This window comes from Thalassospira profundimaris WP0211 (assembly GCF_000300275.1).
GTDB classification, from domain to species: domain Bacteria; phylum Pseudomonadota; class Alphaproteobacteria; order Rhodospirillales; family Thalassospiraceae; genus Thalassospira; species Thalassospira profundimaris.
Genome location: NZ_AMRN01000005.1, coordinates 208,946 through 228,648, shown reverse-complemented (window position 1 = coordinate 228,648; position 19,703 = coordinate 208,946). Strand labels below are relative to the sequence as shown.

General features: G+C 55.0%; 14 protein-coding genes. 5 read left to right on the top strand and 9 right to left on the bottom strand.

Annotated elements, in window-relative coordinates:
* Nucleotides 1-135: 135 nt before the first annotated feature.
* Nucleotides 136-831 carry a GntR family transcriptional regulator gene (locus TH2_RS11620; RefSeq protein WP_008890627.1) on the top strand — a complete coding sequence of 232 codons (696 nt, stop codon included), beginning with the start codon at nt 136-138 and terminating at the stop codon, nt 829-831.
* Nucleotides 832-917: 86 nt separating this feature from the next.
* On the opposite strand, the gene TH2_RS11615 is transcribed toward TH2_RS11620, so the two are convergent.
* The 6 genes from TH2_RS11615 to TH2_RS11590 form a co-directional block, all read right to left on the bottom strand.
* Nucleotides 918-1,523, bottom strand: a complete 606-nt coding sequence (locus TH2_RS11615) for a nucleoside deaminase (RefSeq protein WP_008890626.1) — start codon at nt 1,521-1,523, stop codon at nt 918-920.
* Nucleotides 1,524-1,641: 118 nt separating this feature from the next.
* Nucleotides 1,642-1,896 carry a hypothetical protein gene (locus tag TH2_RS11610; protein WP_008890625.1) on the bottom strand — a complete coding sequence of 85 codons (255 nt, stop codon included), beginning with the start codon at nt 1,894-1,896 and terminating at the stop codon, nt 1,642-1,644.
* A 254-nt stretch (nt 1,897-2,150) separates the two neighbouring features.
* A protein-coding gene (gene prfB, locus TH2_RS11605) for a peptide chain release factor 2 (protein ID WP_120226253.1) occupies nt 2,151-3,279 on the bottom strand; the annotation gives its coding sequence in 2 pieces (ribosomal slippage) (nt 2,151-3,209 and nt 3,211-3,279; 1,128 coding nt in all).
* A 172-nt stretch (nt 3,280-3,451) separates the two neighbouring features.
* Entirely contained in the window at nt 3,452-5,023 is a 1,572-nt protein-coding gene (locus TH2_RS11600; protein WP_008890623.1) for an alkaline phosphatase D family protein, read from the bottom strand.
* A gap of 249 nt (nt 5,024-5,272) precedes the next feature.
* Nucleotides 5,273-7,696: a penicillin-binding protein 1A gene (locus TH2_RS11595; protein ID WP_008890622.1), complete on the bottom strand. Its 2,424-nt coding sequence runs from the start codon at nt 7,694-7,696 to the stop codon at nt 5,273-5,275.
* 260 nt (nt 7,697-7,956) lie between these two features.
* A complete protein-coding gene (locus tag TH2_RS11590; RefSeq protein WP_157194062.1) occupies nt 7,957-9,240 on the bottom strand; it encodes an N-acetylmuramoyl-L-alanine amidase in 1,284 nt (427 codons plus the stop codon).
* A 649-nt stretch (nt 9,241-9,889) separates the two neighbouring features.
* On the opposite strand from TH2_RS11590, the gene TH2_RS11585 reads away from it, so the two are divergent.
* The gene (locus tag TH2_RS11585) at nt 9,890-12,892 is read left to right on the top strand and encodes an Rne/Rng family ribonuclease (RefSeq protein ID WP_008890620.1); all 3,003 of its coding nucleotides are present in this window, start codon (nt 9,890-9,892) and stop codon (nt 12,890-12,892) included.
* A 72-nt stretch (nt 12,893-12,964) separates the two neighbouring features.
* On the opposite strand, the gene TH2_RS11580 is transcribed toward TH2_RS11585, so the two are convergent.
* A complete protein-coding gene (locus tag TH2_RS11580) occupies nt 12,965-14,116 on the bottom strand; it encodes a pyridoxal phosphate-dependent aminotransferase (RefSeq protein ID WP_008890619.1) in 1,152 nt (383 codons plus the stop codon).
* Between the two features lie 71 nt (nt 14,117-14,187).
* Nucleotides 14,188-15,576 carry a gamma-glutamyltransferase gene (locus TH2_RS11575; protein ID WP_008890618.1) on the bottom strand — a complete coding sequence of 463 codons (1,389 nt, stop codon included), beginning with the start codon at nt 15,574-15,576 and terminating at the stop codon, nt 14,188-14,190.
* Between TH2_RS11575 and TH2_RS11570 the strand changes: the two genes are divergently transcribed.
* The 3 genes from TH2_RS11570 to TH2_RS11560 all read left to right on the top strand — a co-directional run bounded on the left by TH2_RS11570 (nt 15,509) and on the right by TH2_RS11560 (nt 18,450).
* Nucleotides 15,509-16,918, top strand: coding sequence for a M48 family metalloprotease (locus TH2_RS11570; RefSeq protein WP_338010102.1), 1,410 nt, complete (start codon nt 15,509-15,511; stop codon nt 16,916-16,918). The genes TH2_RS11575 and TH2_RS11570 overlap by 68 nt on opposite strands.
* Nucleotides 16,915-17,601, top strand: a complete 687-nt coding sequence (locus TH2_RS11565) for a hypothetical protein (RefSeq protein WP_157194060.1) — start codon at nt 16,915-16,917, stop codon at nt 17,599-17,601. The genes TH2_RS11570 and TH2_RS11565 overlap by 4 nt, the downstream gene beginning before the upstream one ends.
* An 87-nt stretch (nt 17,602-17,688) precedes the next feature.
* Entirely contained in the window at nt 17,689-18,450 is a 762-nt protein-coding gene (locus TH2_RS11560) for a DsbA family protein (RefSeq protein WP_008890615.1), read from the top strand.
* A gap of 132 nt (nt 18,451-18,582) precedes the next feature.
* On the opposite strand, the gene thiS is transcribed toward TH2_RS11560, so the two are convergent.
* On the bottom strand, nt 18,583-19,578 hold the full coding sequence (gene thiS, locus TH2_RS11555) for a sulfur carrier protein ThiS (protein WP_008890614.1): 996 nt from the start codon (nt 19,576-19,578) through the stop codon (nt 18,583-18,585).
* Nucleotides 19,579-19,703: the final 125 nt, after the last annotated feature.

Sequence of the window (19,703 nt, the reverse complement as noted above, 5' to 3'; positions counted from 1 at the left end):
TGTCATTCTAGAATTCTAGAATTTTAATAGCTTGTCAATGACGTTTTTTTGGTGTTTGATAGTCGAGCAAAATCAGCGAATTGATGGCAATTGGTGCCATTGGGGACCTGAACTGAAACCATGAAGGAGAGTAACGTGTCGCTCACTCAAGAAGCTTGTGAACGGCTTCGCGATGCGATTGTGTCGGGCAAATTCGAATTTGGCGAACGGCTATCCGAAGAACAGATTGCCCGTGCGCTTGGCATGAGCAAAGCGCCTGTGCGCGCGGCGTTCACGGATCTGCGCGATATGGGGTTGGTCAGCATTGTACCCCAGGCGGGCACATATGTTTTCACACCCACGCCTGAGGAAGTAAAAGAAATGAGTGGTTTTCGCGCGATGCTGGAGCGCGAGGCGCTTGGCAATGCGCTGGCTCTTAATCCAGACGGCCTTGTGCAGGGACTTTCCGTCGCGATCATACAAATGCAGCACGCGATTGAAGCCCAAGACTTCAGGCTCTATAGCCGTGCGGACAGTGCTTATCATCGTGTGATTCTGCAGCATGCCGGCAACCGATATCTGGAAAAGGCCTATGATCTGACCGCAACCGCACTTGAAGCGCTGCGTGCGCATTTGCAATCGGGTGAAGGGGATTTCTGGCAGCGATCATTTGCCGAACATACTCAGATGCGTGACCTGATGGAAAAAGGCCATTTCGATGATGCACAGGCTTTGCTTGAGGAACACATTCTGGTGATCAATCGTTCGATTTCTCTGCCGTCGGCTAACATCAACCAGCGCACCAGAAGTCGCCGAAGGTCTGATGAAGAATATGCATCCTTGCTGTCTTAACCGCGTCTTTAAGCTGACAGCTAAAACGGTAAAACGATATCAATACTAGCAGGCTCTGGAATCACATCAGCTGATTGCAACAAGCTTTAGTTTAGCGGGATGTCGTTTTCGGCCTTGCCGTCCTGATATTTGGCGGACAGGCGGTCATACTCGTCTGATATCGCCCTGGCACGTGATTGATAATCCGCCTTCCTGTCCTCCGGCAGCTCTGCAACCATGCCCATCATGGAATGGCTATCCCAGAAGGCATTGGATTTGTTGTATTCGCCGTCCTCAAGAGTGAAGACCTCCTTCATGATTTTCAGATCATGGGGAATGGCAAAGGCATCACGCGAATCTTCATACGAGAAGAAATAATAGAAATTATCAAACCCGGCCCATGTGATGGCCGACAGGCACATGGAGCACGGCTCATGCGTCGAAAGAAAAATCAGCTCCGACGTCGCCGGCCGCTGATCAGAGGGCATTTCATAGAACCGTTTCAGGCAATGGACCTCGCCATGCCAAAGCGGATTTTCAGTTTCATTGTTGGTTTCGGCAATGACCAGTGAAAGGTCATCCTTGCACAGGATCGCCGCGCCAAACAGTTTATTGCCGCCCGATACGCCGGCACGGGTTTTGGGCAGAATGTCGTCCTCTAGAACGGAAAACAGGCGGTCGAGGATATTCTGATCAGCGTTGGTATCGGTCATGTTGGCGGTCCCGGATGGCGGTGATTTTACATGCTGCTATTTCATCGCGTCCGGGCCGCCAAGCCAACCTGTTTTTCATATCAACAGGCGCTAAACAGCCTATCGATACGCTTTACAATCAAAGACCGCGCAATATGCCGTCATTATCAGGCATCTGGCGCCTTTCCGGCGGAACCGGAATATAGAAATCACGATCAAGCAAGGTGGTGATCGCAATCAGCGTCGGGGATTTCTGATCCCGTACCTTGGTGATCAACGCATGATCAACCGGGGCCATTTCGCGGATTTTGATGACTTCGAAAATCGGACCGTTGGGTGTAGCGAGTTTGAACTGGTCGCCGACCGCGACCGGACCATGGGACTGATGGGCCATTTGGATCTTCCCGTGAGAGTATGGATGTTTGCTCCGCACGACCTGCCCGTGTCCCGTATTACCCGGGTGTTTTGTTGTATGCGACAGATCGCGCTTGACCACACTGTTGCAGAGCTATCCGGCAATTCTGTGACAGAAATGGGATATTTGCGCTCGATTTGCGATTTTCTGCCGGTTTGGCCATCACAAAACAAAAAACACCCCGCCAGATCCGGACGGGGTGTTTTCAAATGCAGGTGGTTCAGGATAACCGATCAATCGATATCTTCGATTTCGCCGGCCGATCCGGTGACCTTGGCGGCAAGGGCTGCGGCCATAAAGGCATCGAGATCTCCGTTCAGAACGCCCTGGGTATCAGATGTTTCCGTGCCCGTGCGCAGATCCTTGATCATCTGATAAGGCTGCAGGACGTAAGAGCGGATCTGATGGCCCCAACCGATATCGGTTTTGCTGTCTTCGACAGCCTGTGCCTCGGCTTCGCGTTTTTGCAGCTCCGCCTCATACAGGCGGGCTTTAAGCATCTTCATCGCCGTATCGCGGTTTTTGTGCTGCGAACGGTCGTTCTGACACTGGGCAACGATGCCGGTCGGGATATGGGTGATACGCACAGCAGAATCGGTTCTGTTAACGTGCTGGCCACCGGCACCCGATGCACGGTACGTATCGACACGAAGATCCTTATCAAGGATTTCAATTTCGATATCGTCATCAATCACCGGATAGACCCAAACCGACGAGAAGCTGGTATGGCGACGAGCGGAGCTGTCATAGGGCGAAATACGCACCAGACGATGCACACCCACCTCGTTCTTGAGCCAGCCATAGGCATTATGACCCGTGATCTTGTAGGTCACCGATTTGATACCGGCTTCCTCGCCATCACTTTCTTCAAGCATCTCAAGCTTGTAGCCCTTGGACTCCGCCCAACGATAATACATGCGCGCCAGCATCGACGCCCAATCCTGGGCCTCGGTCCCGCCAGCACCGGCATGAATTTCAAGATAGGCATCATTACCATCGGCCTCGCCCGAAAGCAGGCTTTCAAGTTCACGCTTTGCCGCGATGTCGCGGATCGAGCGCAGAACCTCTTCGGCCTCTTCGACGGTTTCGTTGTCGCCTTCGGCTTCGCCGAGTTCGATCAGACCAACACTGTCTTCAAGCTCCTGGGCGAGCTTTTTATAACCATTGATGGCGTCATCAAGCTGGGTACGTTCACGCATGACTTTCTGCGCGTTTGCCGCATCGTCCCAAAGGGTCGGGTCTTCGGCAAGTGCGTTCAGTTCGTCGAGGCGTCTAAGAGCGTTATCCCAGTCAAAGATGCCTCCTCAGCAGTGCCATCGACTGCTTGATTTCATCGACCAATGCCTGTGCTTCGGCGCGCATTGATGTCTCCGTTATTCGTCTGAAAATCCGTTTTGCCACATCAAAGATGTAGCAATGTCGGCGTGGCTTATAACAGTTTTTGTCCCGCTTGAAACCCCTGCAACCATGCAAAAACCCGACACAGAATTTGTGCCGGGTTTCGCAACAAAGCCGTGATCAACGAATACGGTGATCAGCCAAAAACAGGATCGAGCGTTACGGTGTAAAGCTCTTCGTCGGCAACATCACGAAGCGACACGCGGAACTGTTCGGTTTCGGCATCGATATCGACCAGACCAAAGAACTGCAAACCATAGGACGGCGGCAGGTTAACGCCCTGCTCCTTGGTTGGGTGTTTGGTGAATTTCACCTGTGGACCGAACGTGTTGTCCATGTCGCTGGGGCCAAAGGTCCCGGCATGAAGCGGACCGGATACAAATTCCCAGAACGGTTCGAAGTCCTGGAACTGCGCCTTGTTCGGGTCATAGTAATGAGCTGCGGTGTAATGCACGTCCGCCGTCAGCCAGACCGTATTGTTGATTTTGGCATTCTTGATAAAGCGCAGCAGTTCAACAATTTCAAGCTCACGCCCGGCAGGTGCACCATCGCCATTGGCAAGGTTTTCAAACGTGCTTTTGTTTTTCCAGTCATCATAGACAATCATGCCAATCGGCATGTCCGCCGCGATGACTTTCCAAGTCGCCTTGGAATTCAAAAGGCCGCGCTTAAGCCATTCCATCTGCGCACGACCAAGGAAGTCGGTATTGTCGGTCGGTGTTGCACTGTTATTGGCATCGTTGGTGCCGCGATAGGTCCGCATATCGAGGAAGAAGATTTCCAAGGACGGACCATAAGATACCTTGCGATACACCCGCCCCGGTTCGGATGCGTGTTCGGTCACCGGCAGCATTTCACGGAATGCACGGTTTGCCCGTGCTGCCAGAAGGGATGCCGATTTTTCAGTGTATCGATCATCGCCAAGCAGCATCTCGCCCGGATACCAGTTATTGGTGACTTCGTGGTCATCCCATTGATAATAGACCGGGATCAGGCGGTTGAATTCGCGCAGATGCTGATCAAGCATGTTGTATTTGTAGTTACCGCGAAACTCGTCAATGGTTTCGGCAACCTTGGCGGTGTCTTCGGTGGTGATGTTTTTCCAAATCTGCCCATCCGGGGTTTTCTGGGTTTCGGCAAACGGACCATCGGCATAGATGGTATCACCGGAATGGATGAAGAAATCAGGGTTATGCTTGGCAATGGTGGCGTAGGTTTTCATGCCACCACGATCTTCATCGATGCCCCAGCCCTGCCCGGCAGTGTCGCCTGACCAGCCAAACCGAATATTGCGTTTCGCCGCCGGTGCAGTACGGAAATGGCCAATGATCGGCTCGGACGATGCGCGTGCGTCATCAAGGTTTTCAAAATGGATCTTGTAAAAAACATCCTGGCCGGCTGGCAGGTCCGCCAGCGCAAGCTTGCCGGCAAAATCACGTTCCGGCAGGACATCGACATGCGGAATGCGGACCGAATTTTTGAAGCCTTCGGTGGTTGCGATTTCAGTGATCATGCGTGATGCACGATCCGCACGCCCCCAGATGCAGGCGGTGTTGGCGGTCACATCACCGCTTTGCACCCCATGGGTAATCATCGGGCGATCAGCAGCACGGGAAATAGACGGCATAAAGAAACCACCCATGGCGGATGCAGCACCTGCTGTTGCGCTGGTGGCAAGAAATTTGCGGCGGGAAAGTCGAAACGACATAACGAAACCCTCTTCAAGGTATGAAAATCACCTTGAGGAGAATGACAAAATCAAATGACAGTGCGATGTCACCCGTTTGATCGTTTTGTCATTGTTTGATGACAGCGCAACGTCGCGAAAGGCCTGATTTGAAAACAAATTCTTTCAGATGAACACATCCCTGAACGAACAAAGCCGGATGCTGATCACATCCGGCTTTGTTGATATTTAAGCGGCAAATTCGCCGCCATATGATCGTTGTCACGCGGCCTAGTAAATGCCGCCCGGACCGGACACAGCGCCAGCGCTGTTATCCGAATTGCCGGATCCGCTATAACCGCCATCAATCACGTTGTCGTTTGATGCAGGGATGGTGCCGGGTTTGAAGGCCTCCCAGATCACGTCCTGAGCACCCGGACCAGCCGGAAGGCCGGTACGCGATTCAACACGGACCATGCGAATGCCCGGCGGTGTACGGAACGGAATGGCTTTGGTGCCTTCCAGTGCACCGCGCATGAATTCCTTCCAAATCGGGGCAGCGGCACTTGCGCCCTGCTCCTTGTCACCAAGGGACCGGTTGTCATCAAAGCCGACATAAACGCCAACGGCAAGATCGGGCGAGAAGCCGACAAACCATGCGTCACGCGAATCATTGGTCGTGCCGGTTTTACCGGCCAGCGGATAACCAAGCTCGGCGATTGTCCGGCCGGTACCGCGTGAAATGACGCCTTCCATGATATGAACCATCTGGAACGCACTGGCCGGATCGGTCAGTTGTTCACGGGTATCAGGCAGATCAGGCGGCATCTGGTTGCGGAATTCCACATCCTGACACAGGGTGCATTCGCGTTCGTCACGACGATAAATCACATTGCCGCGACGGTCCTGAATACGGTCGATCAAGGTCGGGGTGATTTTCTTGCCACCATTGACCAGTTCGGCATAGGCCGCGGTCAGTCGCATCACCGTCGTTTCAGCCGCCCCAAGCGACATCGACAGGACATCTGGCATTTCATCAACAATGCCAAACCGTTCGGCATAGTCGACAACCGTGGGCATACCGATGGTCTGGGCCAGACGCACCGTCATCAGGTTTCGCGATTTTTCGATACCAAGGCGCATGGTCGAAGGACCATAGAACTGGCCGCTATAGTTGCCCGGTTTCCATTTACCAAGCCCCGGCCCCTGATCAATCACAAACGGCGCATCAAGCACCAGTGTGGACGGGGTAAAGCCCTGGTCCAATGCAGCCAGATAAATAAACGGCTTGAAGGCCGAACCCGGCTGACGGCGGGCCTGTGTCGCACGGTTGAACTTCGACAGATCGTGCGAAAAACCGCCCGACATCGCCAGTACGCGACCGGTGTGCGGATCCATCGCCACCAGACCACCGTTGACGTTCGGGATCTGGCGCAGGCCATAGGTGTTGGGCGGAAGCGTCTCGCCATCAAGTTCGGCGAAGTGTTTGACGTAAATGACATCGCCGGGTTTCAGGACATCTGACGGGCGGTTAACGACCGCACCCAATGTCTGGCCCTTTTGCCACGGGCGTGCCCATGTCAGGAAGCGCAGCGGAATGCGGCCCTGCTCGCCATTCATCAGGCCCAGTTTTGCCTCGTTGGCATCGGTATCAAGAACAACCGCACGATCCCAAGGGATATCGGCGGGCGTTTCAACTTCGCGCAAGGCCTGTTGCCAGTTGCCAGACAGGTCGATAGTGGTGATCGGGCCGCGCCAGCCATGGCGGCGGTCATATTCGACCAAGCCGTCAAACAGCGCCTTGTCGGCGATATCCTGCAAACGCGGAACCACGGTCGAACGCACCGAAAGGCCACCGTCATACAGCATGCCTTCGCCGTAACGATCAACCAGCTGGCGACGGACTTCCTCGGCAAAGAAATCAGCCTGATAGGTATCAACCGATTCACGGCTTTTGCCCTGAAGCGGGGCCGACCATGCCGCCTGTGCTTCGGCCTCGGTGATGTAATTTTCTTCCAACATCCGGCCGATCACCCAGTTACGACGCGCCTTGGCTTCGTCGTGGTTACGGACCGGGTGGTAGTTCGACGGTGCCTTTGGCAGGGCCGCAAGATAGGCGGCTTCCTCGATATTAAGTTCATCAAGGGACTTGTCGAAGTAACGCAAGGCTGCGGCGGCGACGCCATAGCTGCCACTGCCAAGGTAAATCTCGTTCAGATAAAGCTCGAGAATGTGTTCCTTGGAAAAGGCGCGCTCGATCCGGAAGGACAGAATGGCTTCCTTGATCTTGCGCTCATAGGACACTTCGTTGGTCAAAAGGAAGTTCTTGGCGACCTGCTGGGTAATGGTAGATGCACCGACCGGGCGTTTACCTGTGCCCATATTAACAACGTTGGTCACGGCCGCACGCAAGACAGAGGCAAAATCGATCCCCGGGTGGGAGAAGAAGTTTTTGTCCTCGGCCGCGACAAAGGCATCAACCACCTTGGGCGGGATGGCCGAAATCGGTACAAAAACACGCTTTTCACGCGCATATTCGGCAATCAACGCACCGTCGGATGCATGAACGCGTGTCATGACCTCGGGCTCGTAATTTTCAAGCTGGGTGTAATCGGGCAGTCCTTGGCCAAAGTGCCAGAAGATCGCCAGCATACCGGCGCCGCCCGCAACCGCCATCAAGAACAGAAAGCCGAAAATACTAAGTAAAATTCGCATGTAAGCAGGTCTTTTTCATTTTGTTGGCCTGATCCGGTAGGGGCGCATATTCATGCACTCTTACCGGAAATGCAATGTCCCGGCAGACATTTCGCCTGTCTGTGCCGAAAAAACGGATGTATCCGCATTATAGCGGCAAAATAATGACAAGGTTGTGACAGCCGCCACGCCAGACAGCATTTGTTCGCAGCAACACCGCACCCAATAAATTCGCTGCCCGTATCGGACAGAGGCGAAATCATTGGCATCATGCCCGAGTATTAGAATTTGTGTTTCTCGAAATAGATATCAATTGCCCGCAAGACCGCATCGGCAATCTTTTTGCGATGAGCCGGGCTTTGCAACAACTTGGCGTCGGTCGCATTGGAAAGATATCCCATTTCAAACAGTGCCGACGGAATATCCGGCGCCTTCAGAACCGCAAAACCGGCAAAGCGATGGGTGCGACGCTGCAGTTCGATGCTTTGGGCAAGCTGACTGACCATGTTGGCCGCAAGGGTCGCCGACAGGTTCATGGTTTCACGTTGCGCAAGATCGATCAGAATGCTTTGCACCAGCGTGTTTTCATCGGAAAGATCAATTCCGGCAATCACGTCGGCCTTGTTCTCCTTGGATGCCAGTGCCGCGGCCTCTTTGTCCGATGCGTTTTCAGACAGGGTATAGACCGATGCGCCGCGATGCTTTGGATTGCCAATTGAATCTGCATGCAGGGATATAAACAAATCTGCGCCGGCCTTGCGTGCGATGTCCACACGTTGCCGCAACTTAAGGAACACGTCCTTGTCACGCGTTAATAGCACGCGATACCGGCCCGATGCGGTCAGGGTTTCGGCCAACTGGCGTGCGGCGGCAAGGGTCAGGTCCTTCTCATAGACATTGCCAACACCAATTGCGCCCGGGTCCACACCGCCATGTCCGGCATCAATCGCGATCAGCGGCTTTTCTTCGCCACCGCGGCCCGATTGCACCGCGACATCGACACTTTGTTCGGTCGCACTGGTATCGTTACGACTGCGCGCAGAATAGGCTTCCATGCTCTGGCGCGATGCGGTCAGAAACGCATCGCGCTGTGTCGGTTTAAGATCAACCACCAGACGGTTGGGCTTCCCGCCACCGGGCGGTAACGAGAAAATCTTTGAAACCAGTGATGGTTGGGCAACATCAAGAACCACACGGAACGTGCCCGGCTTAAACAAACCATACCGCAGACCGGAAATAAGCCCACCACCAGAAGTCACCTTGCCCGGCGGGGCGTTCCAGTCAATTTCTGGCATATCAATGATGATGCGGTACGGATCGGGCAGCAGGAAATAGGTAAAGTCGACTTCCTGATCGAGATCGATCACAAAGCGCGTGTAATCGGGATAAACCCCGAGCCGCGCACCAAGCACCTTGGCCGTTTGGGCAGACGCACCTGATACGATGATCTGGGATGCACACAACAGCGCAAACACCACCATCATCGTTCTGGCAATTTTAACCCGCAACGATCGCGATGGTGCGTTTTTCGGCGTGGAAAATGAAGTCGCGTGCTGTGAATACATCTGTCGTTTCAGCGCCTGTTACCCTGCAAGAGCATCTGTTAAGCGCTTATAGCAATGCGTTGGTTAACGGGCAATTGACCAACGACAGAACTTGCATGACAGACCTTTCAACTTTCCGCGATGGGCATGGCATGGGGCAAAACTGTAAAAACAGTGTGTTTTCATATATTTGCCCGAACCAAACCATCCAAAGGAAAATCGCGCGGATTTCTGTGTGTTTTTACACGTTACTGTCAGAAAGTCGTCACATCACGCAACAAAACTGTTTGTAGCATACGCATAAAAGGGATATGTTGCACCCGAGATTCCTATGCTTTGTGGTAAGCAACCAAAATGCCACCAGGCTGAGGACGCGACGAGTGCAGTTCTTACGGTCGGTGTCTCGGTGACGCGGCAATTCCCGCTCCCGATAGAGCCCTCCTTAAAAAGGCTGTCTTGGCGCGCTCGAAGACACGCAATCTAATTCTTTTTGTTTCAACACCAAAACCAGGTCCAACCGGAAGAGCAGCCGACACGCGATGACCCAGATACATACAGGACATATCGCGACCTTTATGGTTGGCGCCTCCGGACACGCCGGTTTGTTTGCATATCAGCGCAATTGCGCCCATAGCATTGAACTGGCGGGGCCTCCAGGAACAGGTTCCGAATGGTCAAACGTATGCTTATCGATGCAACGCACGCGGAAGAAAGCCGCGTCGTTGTTATTCACGGAAATCGCCTAGAAGAATACGACGTCGAAACTTCGACAAAAAAGCAAATCAAGGGTAATATCTATCTCGCGAAAGTCACGCGGGTAGAACCGTCGCTTCAGGCGGCCTTTGTTGACTATGGCGGAAACCGTCATGGTTTCCTTGCGTTCAGCGAAATCCATTCCGACTATTATCAAATTCCGGTTGCCGACCGTGAAGCTCTTGCCCAGCAGAGCAACACACAGGTCAAGGACGCCGAAATCGTCGAAGACAATATCGGCGATACCGAAGACAGCCCGAAAAAAGACAAGAAGCCGTCGCGTTCCCGCTCGCGCCGCAAACCGCGCGCCCAGAGCAAGGACGAAGCGTCCGACACGCCAGAGACAGAAAACACTGACGCCACCGCATCGGCCGAGGCCGCTGCCCCGTCAGATGCCGCAACCGACAATGCCGGTTCTGGCGAGGAAGAAGAAGCCAAGCCGCGTCGCCGTCGCCCGCGCAATCGTCGCAAGAAAAGCGATGATGTCGAAGCATCTGGCACCGACGCAGAAGCATCCTCTGACGGCAATGACGACAACGGTTCGGACGGTGACGACACCCCGACCGGTGGCAATGCCGCCATGTCTGCGGAAATCGCCGAGCTTGAAGTTGATGTCGATGACGACGCCAACGAAGTAACCGCACTTGACGCGACCGCCGATGTTGAAGAAGACATCGAGGATATGGGTGGTGATGACGACGGTGACGAGTTCGTTGAGTCACACAGCCGTCAGCTTCAGAAACGCTACAAAATTCAGGAAGTGATCAAACGCCGCCAGATCATTCTGGTTCAGGTCGTCAAGGAAGAACGCGGCAACAAGGGTGCGGCTCTTTCGACCTTCCTGTCGCTGGCCGGTCGTTATTGCGTTCTGATGCCAAACACCCCGCGTGGTGGCGGTATTTCGCGCAAGATCACCAATGCCAAGGATCGCAAGCGCCTGAAATCCATTCTGGCCGAGCTTGAGATTCCGGACGGCATGGCGGTTATCGTTCGTACCGCTGGTTCCGAACGCACCAAAGCCGAAATCAAACGTGACTTCGATTATCTGATGCGCCTGTGGGATCGTATCCGCGAAACCACCCTTCAGAGCCAGGCACCATGCCTGATTTACGAAGAAGCCGACCTTATCAAGCGTTCCATCCGTGACCTTTATGCACGTGATGTTGATGAAGTTCTGGTCGAAGGTGACGATGGTTACCGGGTTGCCAAAGACTTCATGAAGATGCTGATGCCGTCGCATGCCAAGCGCGTGCAGCCCTACAAAGATCAGGGCGTGCCGCTGTTCCACCGTTTCCAGGTGGAAAGCCAGCTTGATGCGATGCTCAACCCGGTCGTACAGCTTAAATCCGGTGGTTATCTTGTTATCAACCCGACCGAGGCACTGGTCGCGGTTGACGTTAACTCCGGCCGTTCGACCCGTGAACGCAACATCGAAGAAACCGCTTACAAGACCAACCTTGAAGCGGCCGAAGAACTCGCACGTCAACTGCGCCTGCGTGACCTTGCCGGTCTGATCGTTGTCGACTTTATCGACATGGAAGACCACCGCAATCAGGCATCTGTCGAACGCAAGCTGAAAGAAGCAATGCGCAACGACCGTGCGCGTCTTCAGATCGGCCGTATCAGCCCGTTTGGTCTGCTTGAAATGTCGCGTCAGCGCCTGCGCCCGTCGCTCGTCGAAAGCGCATTTGAAGTTTGCACCCACTGCCGTGGTGTCGGCCTTGTCCGTTCGATTGAAAGTGCAGCCCTTCACCTGCTGCGCGTGATCGAGGAAGAAGGCATGCGTCGCCGTTCCGGCGCACTGACCGTCCATGTTGCCAGTGAAGTTGCGCTTTATATCCTGAACCGCAAACGTGACTCGCTTGGCGAGATCGAAAGCCGTTACGGCTTCAGCGTCATGATCTTTGGCGATGACAGCCTGATTTCACCTGATCACCGTATCGAGCGTACACGCGCGAAAAAAGGTGACGAGGTCGAAGAGGTTTCTGCGGTTCTCAATACCGACAGTGTGTCGCTGACCGCGATCGAAAACCCGGTTGATCTCGAAGAAGAAGACGACGAAATCGAACGCAACGAAGACGACGATCAGGGCGGCAAGCGCCGTCGTCGCCGTCGTCGTCGCCGTGGCCGCAATGATGACCGCGATGATCGCAACAATGATCAACCGCAGGAAGCATCAGACGACAGCGATGGCGCATCTGATAATGCAGATGGCAACAATAATGATGACGATGATGACGAAAGCAATCGCAAGCGCCGCCGTCGTGGCAAGCGTGGTGGTCGCCGTCGTTCGCGTCGTCAGGACTTTGATGGCAACCGCACCCGTTCACCGGCAGATGATCCGGCCCTGACGGCAGCACGCCGCAATCGTGATCACGAAGCACCGGACGGCACGGATGAAAACACCGTGATCGACGCCGACAGCGAAGGTCAGGATGCGGATAGCTTTGATCAGGAAGGCGTTCGTGCCGGTCGTACCCGCAGCACCACTGCCCCGGCCCCGGCCCGTCCGCGTCGTGATCGCAATGACAATCGCCGCAATCGCCGTGATCGCAACAGCCGTTCTGATCGCAATGACGGTGATGAAGATCGTGGTGATGTGAAAAACATCCCGATCCAGTCTGGCCCGGCCCCGGAAGCAAAGCCTGAAACCCAGGCGGAAGCGAAACCGGAAGCCGCAAGCGCACCGGCATCTGCCCCGGCAGAAGTCAGCGCACCGGCACCGAAGAAAGAAACGCCAAAGGCAGAAGCCCCGGTCGAAAAAACGGCAGAAAAACCTGCTGAGAAGCCTGTAGAAAAGCCGGCCGAGCCGAAAGCCGCCGAGCCTGCCAAGGCTGAGAAAGCTGAACCGGCGCCTGCACCGGCAAAAGACGAAAAACCGAAGCCGAAGAAACGCGGCTGGTGGAGCCTCGGTCGATAAGACCGGGCATCTGAAGAAACAAAAAGGGCTGCCCATCAGGCAGCCCTTTTTTCGTCGTGATCTATTGAAAGGTCAGCGTTTCCAGTTCTGAAGCGCCTTGACCGCACCGATCATGGTGTCTTCGCTATGCGCGAACGAGAAGCGCACATAACCCTTGCCGCGCATGCGGTCGAAATCCGTCCCCGGTGTCGTGGCAACGCCGGTTTCTTCGAGCATCTGTTTACAGAACGCTTCGCTGTCATTGGTCAGATCGCGCACATCGGCATAGAGGTAAAATGCGCCGTCCGCCGGGGCAAACTTGGTGAAGCCCGCCTTGGGCAACCCGTCCAGCAGGATTTCACGATTGCGCGCATAGGCCGCGATGTTGGCTTGTAGCTCGTCCTCGCACTCGAAGGCGGCCACCGCGGCCAGCTGCGACAACGCCGGGGCCGAGATGAACAGGTTCTGCTGCAGACATTCGACCGCGCGCATAAGATCGGGCGGGACAATCGCCCAACCCAGACGCCAGCCGGTCATGGAAAAGTATTTCGAGAAACTGTTGATGATGATCGCCTCATCACCGAATTCAAGCGCGGTGCATTCGGCCACATCGCCAAACGAAATTCCCTGGTAGATCTCGTCACTGATCAGGCGAATGCCGTTTTCGCGGCAATAGTTTGCCAGTTCGCGATAGGTTTCAACATCAATCATGCTGCCCGCCGGATTTGACGGGCTGGCAACGATCAGACCATCAACCGGTTCATCCAGATCACGCAGCATCTGAACCGTCGGCTGATAATGGGTTTCCGGCCCGGCCGGCAGATTGATCGTATCAATACCCAGTGCGCTTAGGATGTTGTGGTAGGCCGGGTAACCGGGGGCTGCCATCGCAACACGATCACCGGCATCAAAGGCTGCCAAAAACGCCAGCACAAAGATCGATGACGAGCCACTGGCGACACAAACCCGTGCCGGATCGACCGAAACACCGAATTTGGTTTTGTAATGCCCGGCAATGGCTTCGCGCAGCGGATCAATACCCATGGCGTTGGTATAGCCGATCAAATCGGACTCGAGCGCCTTCGCAGCGGCCTCGCGCACCTTGCGCGGTGCCGGGGTTCCGGGTTGGCCGACTTCAAGATGATAGACAGCCTTGCCTTCCTTTTCGCGCGCATTGGCTGCGCGCATCACATCCATCACGATAAAGGGCGAAATTGCACCACGAAGGGATTGTTTCAATGCCATTTGTGGGGTCCTGAAATGTGTTTAAGAACAACAGGGCAGGATGTCCCCTGCCCTGTTGGTTGGTTTCTTGATTATCGGGTTCCGGCCATGCCGCCACCTGCCGGGTCGGCAAGGAACTGGCAGCTTTCCGGATGGGGTGGTGTGCCTTCAAGGCACTTGATGACATTGACCGAAGACACCTCATCGGAATTCATCGAAATACCAGATGCAGCACCAGTACCAATCAGATCTTCGGCCATGGTGGCGATCTGTTTGGTCGCACCGGCCGGCGTGCCCGTGCCGGCAATGCCGTAATAGTATTCCCAGACAAACGGGTTCACCATCAATGCCGGGCCCATCAGCGGGGTTGAAATCATGTTCGCATCCCCTGCAGCCAGATTAAGGCCAAACGCATCTGCGCCAAGACCCGCACCAAACGGTTTGTTCATGGTGGTGACACAGGCAACAGCATTGGCTGCGCGGTCGACAACGACAAAGCCACTGCGGCCAGCACCAGCCTGTGCGGCTTCAGAACCCGATGCGATATCTGCCAGATAACGGTTCAGGAAATCGGCAAGTTCGCTGCCCTCGGTAATGATCGAAGCGCCAGTGTTGGATCGCGGCGGATAGGCCAGATAAAGCGTTTCATTACCAACCTTGACCTCGGTCGCGGTTTTCCACTGCGGGCGATAGGTACGCATATCATCGGCGCTAAGTGTCCCGCCCGCCGCAGTGACAGCGTTGGCGATATCAGCCCCCAACGCACCGCTATAAAACTCGCCCGGTCCCTTGACGCGCAGTGACGTCAGAAGCGCCGCCAGATTGACCGCACGGATACGGTCACCGACTTCAAGCATCTTGCCATCCGGCATGAAGGTGGCGCGCAATGCCGGGCTGGCTTCAATCCGGGAACGGTTTGCCTCGATATCCTTAACCAGCGACCGCGATACCGGCACGCCAAGGCGGGCATATTGTTCGGCAGCACTGATCAGCGAGCCCCACTGCAAACGACCATAACGTGCGCTCAGCGCATAAAGGCCGCGCGGGACGGTCGGGATGGTGGTTGGCGTCTGATCGGAACCGGTGCGTGTGCCCGGACGTGGCCAGAAATCAAGAACTTCGACCTTTTTCGTTGCGCGGTCATGCACAACACAAACCCCGCCACCGCCAATGCCGGCAACAGATGGCTTGGTCACGGTCATGGTGGCGTAAAGCGCCACAGCAGCGTCCGCAGCCGTGCCACCGGCAGACAAAACATCCCGTGCATTCCGGACGGCACGTGGCTCATCAGCGACCACACCACCGAAATAACCGGACACTGCCCCTATTTGACCAAGATTTTCTGTTTCATTAGCACTACATGCGGCAAGACCGGCAGTCATTGCGATTGCGACCGCGATCCGCCATGATGGCTTGCGCGTCGGCACGGAACCGACATCAGTCGAACGAAAATATGGAACGCACATTTTGCTCAGACGCATTATTACTCTCACTGCCATTTTCCTTGTTGCCCTGCCTAGCACGGTTTTCGCGCAGGGTCGTTCTTTTATCCGCGATACAGAGATCGAGGAAACCCTTCGGATGTATGCCACGCCCATTTTCAGGGCAGCGGGCCTCGATCCGAATGGCGTGTCCATTTATATCGTTTCCGACAACAGCTTGAACGCATTTGTTGCCGGGGGCCAAAAGCTTTTTATCAATACTGGGCTGTTGTTAAAAGCAGAGACTCCCGAACAGGTTATCGGCGTTGTTGCCCACGAGACCGGCCACATATCGGGCGGCCATCTTTCGCGTGTTCATGACCAGTTGCGCAATGCGTCTGCAATCTCGATTCTTTCCACAATTGCCGGTGTTGCTGCCGGTGTTGCTGCGGGGCGCTCCGACGTCGGTACTGCCGCCATTCTGGGCGGTCAGAACGTGGCCACCCGTAACTTCCTTGCCTATTCGCGGACCCAGGAAAGCAGTGCCGATCAGGCCGGTGTGAAGTATTTAACAGAAGCAGGCATTTCATCGCGCGGGATGCTGGAATTCATGCAGACGCTTGAAGGTCAGGAATTGCTGAGTACCGCAAGCCAGGACCCGTATCTGCGCAGCCACCCACTGACCGTCGAACGTGTCGATTTCCTTGAAAATTATGTGTCCAACTCGTCACTCAAGGATGCAAAGGTCAGCCCGGATCTGTATGAGCGCCATGCCCGCATGCGCGCCAAGCTGTTTGCCTTTACCAACCATATTCAAAATACCATGCGCACCTATCCCGAAAGCGATACGAGCATTGCCGCACGTTATGCCCGCTCGATCGCCTATTACCGGGATTCGCAGCTTGAGCCCGCGCTTGAGATTATCGAAGGGCTGATCGCCGAGGAACCGTCCAATCCCTATTTCGAAGAACTGAAAGGCCAGATTCTTCTCGAATTCGGGCGTGCGCGCGATGCCATCCCACCGCTGCAAAAGTCGGCTGAACTTTCAAACGGTGCACCACTGATCCGACTTCTTCTGGCGCATGCAATGATTGAAACCGGCGATGAGGCCTATCTGGCACCGGCCAAGGAAAACCTGATCGGGGTACTGTCGCGCGAACGCGGCAATGCATCGGCATGGCGGTTCCGTGCGATTGTTGAAAACCGTCTTGGCAACGAAGGCGAAGCGTCCCTTTCGCAGGCGGAATACAGCCTTTTGACCGGTGACCGGCAAGCGGCGAGCTATCATGCGGTTCAAGCCGACCGGAAGCTTGAAAAGGGTACGGCCACATGGGTTCGTGCGCAGGACATTCTTCAGGCGACCAATCCTGATGGTGTACCGGGCAAGGACGCCGCCAATTGACGTCTTCGCCCGCTCTGCGCGCCAAGCCGCGGGCCGCGCGCGCCTTCACATCCAGAAGGGTTTTGGCGTCTGTAATGGTCGTGCTGGGATCTCTCGGCATGGCAAGTTGCAGCCTGCCGGGCGCTGGTGTGGATGTCAGTGGTGACCTGAAACTACTGTATGCGCCTTTTTCACTGTCCAACCCGCCGCGCTATTGGCAGGTCAATCAAAAGTCTGACGTGAACCCGGCCCCGCTTGGTTGGGAGGACAAGGACGGACGCATCGCCCTTGCCGCGCGCCCCGGCATGGGGGCATTTGAAATCGGTCGGCGGACAAATGTAATCGTGCTGGCCTCACCGTTTTTGTCGTTTGACTGGCAATTCAACAGTGCGGCCCAAGTCGGGGATGTTGAACTGGTGCTTGGTTTCCGACGGCAGGCACAGGGAAGCTGGACAGAAAGCGACCTTGGTTCCGGCAAACCAACCATGGATCAGGAAGTCCGTATCGCCGTTGGCCAGTATGAAGTGCGCTACGGTGAATGGCACCGCGAATATTTTGATCTGGCGACGCTTTATCGGCGATATTGGCCCGAAGCCGAGGCCAACGAGGTGCGCCTTGTATGGATTGGCATTGTTTCGGGCGATGATCACATCGCCGCACAGAATAGTGTGATACATCTAACGCATATTTTACTTTCACGTTAGCAACGAGATCACGTATCAAAAACCATCACATTTCATCAGGGTCAGGACCACAGCATTACACACTGGCCAGAGACAAAAGGACGTCCAATGAACTCCCATATCGCAAAACGCTTTCTTGCTGGCACAGCACTTGGTATCGGCATGCTGTTTGGTGCGCAGGCTGCCTTTGCACAGGATAGCCTGAGCGCTGCACAGAAAACCGAAATCGAAGGCGTTATTGAACAATATCTGCTTGATAACCCGGATGTTCTTTTGCGCGCGATCCAGAATGTCCAATCCTGGCAAGCGGCCGCACAGGCCCGCCAGCAGGCAGAAGCCATCACCCCTGTCTGGGATGCGCTGGTTGCTGACAGTTCCGTTCCCTCGGTCGGTCCGGTTGATGCGCCAGTAACCGTGATCGAGTTTTTTGATTACCACTGCGGTTATTGCAAGCGCGCCTTTGATGGCGTGAAGGAAATTGCCGAAAACAGTGACGGCAAGGTTCGCACCATCTTTGTCGAATTCCCGATCCTGCGCGAGGAAAGCACCCTTGCCGCGCGTGCTGCACTCGCCGCCGACAAACAGGGCAAATACATGGAAGCCCACGAAGCCTTCATGACCAACCGTGGTCTGCTTGATCAGGACCGTATCAATGAACTGGCCGCAGGCGTTGGCATCGATGTTGAACAGATGCTTGAAGACATGAAGGCGCCCGAAATCACCGGCATGCTGGCACAGTATTCGAGCATGGCGCGCGCTGTTGGTATTTCCGGCACCCCGGCCTTCCTGATCAATGGCACCATGGTTTCGGGTGCGGATATGGAGCGTGTCAATGCACTGGTCGATGCCGGACTGAAAGACGCGTCCTGATCAAGACGACCTGACCAAACACAAAACGCCAACATGTGCAGTTTTGTTGTTTCGTGGTCTCAATGAAAAAGCAAAAGGCCGTTTCGATAGTGAAACGGCCTTTTGCATTACAACATATCGCAAGGATATCGCCTAGATAATCCCGGCCAGTGGCGATGACGGATCGGCGTATTTCTTTTTGGGCATCCGCCCAGCCAGGAAGGATTCACGCCCGGCAATGATGGCATGTTTCATGGCGCGCGCCATACGGATTGGGTCCTTAGCCCCGGCGATTGCGGTATTCATCAAGACACCGTCACAGCCCAGTTCCATGGCAACTGCGGCATCGGATGCACTGCCGACACCGGCATCAACCAGAACCGGCACATTGGCGTTTTCCTTGATCAGCGCAATATTGACCGGATTCAAAATGCCCATGCCAGAACCGATCAAAGAGCCCAGCGGCATGATCGCGCAGCAGCCCATATCTTCAAGCATCTTGGCCTGAATGGGATCGTCGCTGCAATACACCATGACATCAAAGCCGTCCTTGATCAGGGCTTCGGCCGCCTTAAGCGTTTCGGGCATATTGGGATAAAGTGTGGCCTGATCGCCCAGCACTTCAAGTTTCACCAGATTCCAGCCGCCTGCTTCGCGTGCCAGACGCAAGGTGCGCACAGCATCATCGGCGGTAAAACAGCCGGCCGTATTGGGCAGATAGGTGTATTTTTTCGGATCGACATAATCGACCAGCATCGGCTGGTTCGGGTCGGTCAGGTTCACGCGGCGCACGGCAACCGTGACGATTTCGGCACCGGATGCCTCGATCGCGATTTTGGTTTCCTCAAAATCTTTGTATTTACCGGTCCCCACCAGCAGGCGGGACGAGAATTTCTTGCCCGCAACAACGAAACCGTCATCGTCTGCCGCGGCCAGGCCTGCTTCATGTGACCCACCGCCGATAAAATGCACGATTTCAAGTTTGTCGCCATCGGCCAGCAGGGTTTCGCCATAGGCCGTCTTGGGAACGATTTCCAGATTGCGTTCAACTGCGACCTTGGTCTGGGCGATTCCAAGCTCGCCAAGAAGTTCGGCAACGTTTCCAGCATTTTCGATGGTGCGGTCTTCACCGTTGATCGTAAGACGCATCTTTTCGTTTCATCCATGTGGTATCAAATTATTCACAATTGCCGCGCAGTATGCGCAGCACGCTCGCCCGAAGCAAGCCGTCTTGCATGGCTTTTTGGTGTTGATGGCCCGGCAAGCTCGCCTTG

What these genes read in the sequence shown, in the direction of transcription:
- TH2_RS11610 (WP_008890625.1), bottom strand. Translation starts at nt 1,896, where the DNA reads ATGGCCCATCAGTCCCATGGTCCGGTCGCGGTCGGCGACCAGTTCAAA.
- thiS (WP_008890614.1), bottom strand. Translation starts at nt 19,578, where the DNA reads ATGCGTCTTACGATCAACGGTGAAGACCGCACCATCGAAAATGCTGGA.
- TH2_RS11585 (WP_008890620.1), top strand. Translation starts at nt 9,890, where the DNA reads ATGGTCAAACGTATGCTTATCGATGCAACGCACGCGGAAGAAAGCCGC.
- TH2_RS11595 (WP_008890622.1), bottom strand. Translation starts at nt 7,696, where the DNA reads ATGCGAATTTTACTTAGTATTTTCGGCTTTCTGTTCTTGATGGCGGTT.
- TH2_RS11615 (WP_008890626.1), bottom strand. Translation starts at nt 1,523, where the DNA reads ATGACCGATACCAACGCTGATCAGAATATCCTCGACCGCCTGTTTTCC.
- TH2_RS11590 (WP_157194062.1), bottom strand. Translation starts at nt 9,240, where the DNA reads ATGTATTCACAGCACGCGACTTCATTTTCCACGCCGAAAAACGCACCA.
- TH2_RS11600 (WP_008890623.1), bottom strand. Translation starts at nt 5,023, where the DNA reads ATGTCGTTTCGACTTTCCCGCCGCAAATTTCTTGCCACCAGCGCAACA.
- TH2_RS11575 (WP_008890618.1), bottom strand. Translation starts at nt 15,576, where the DNA reads ATGCGTCTGAGCAAAATGTGCGTTCCATATTTTCGTTCGACTGATGTC.
- TH2_RS11580 (WP_008890619.1), bottom strand. Translation starts at nt 14,116, where the DNA reads ATGGCATTGAAACAATCCCTTCGTGGTGCAATTTCGCCCTTTATCGTG.
- TH2_RS11560 (WP_008890615.1), top strand. Translation starts at nt 17,689, where the DNA reads ATGAACTCCCATATCGCAAAACGCTTTCTTGCTGGCACAGCACTTGGT.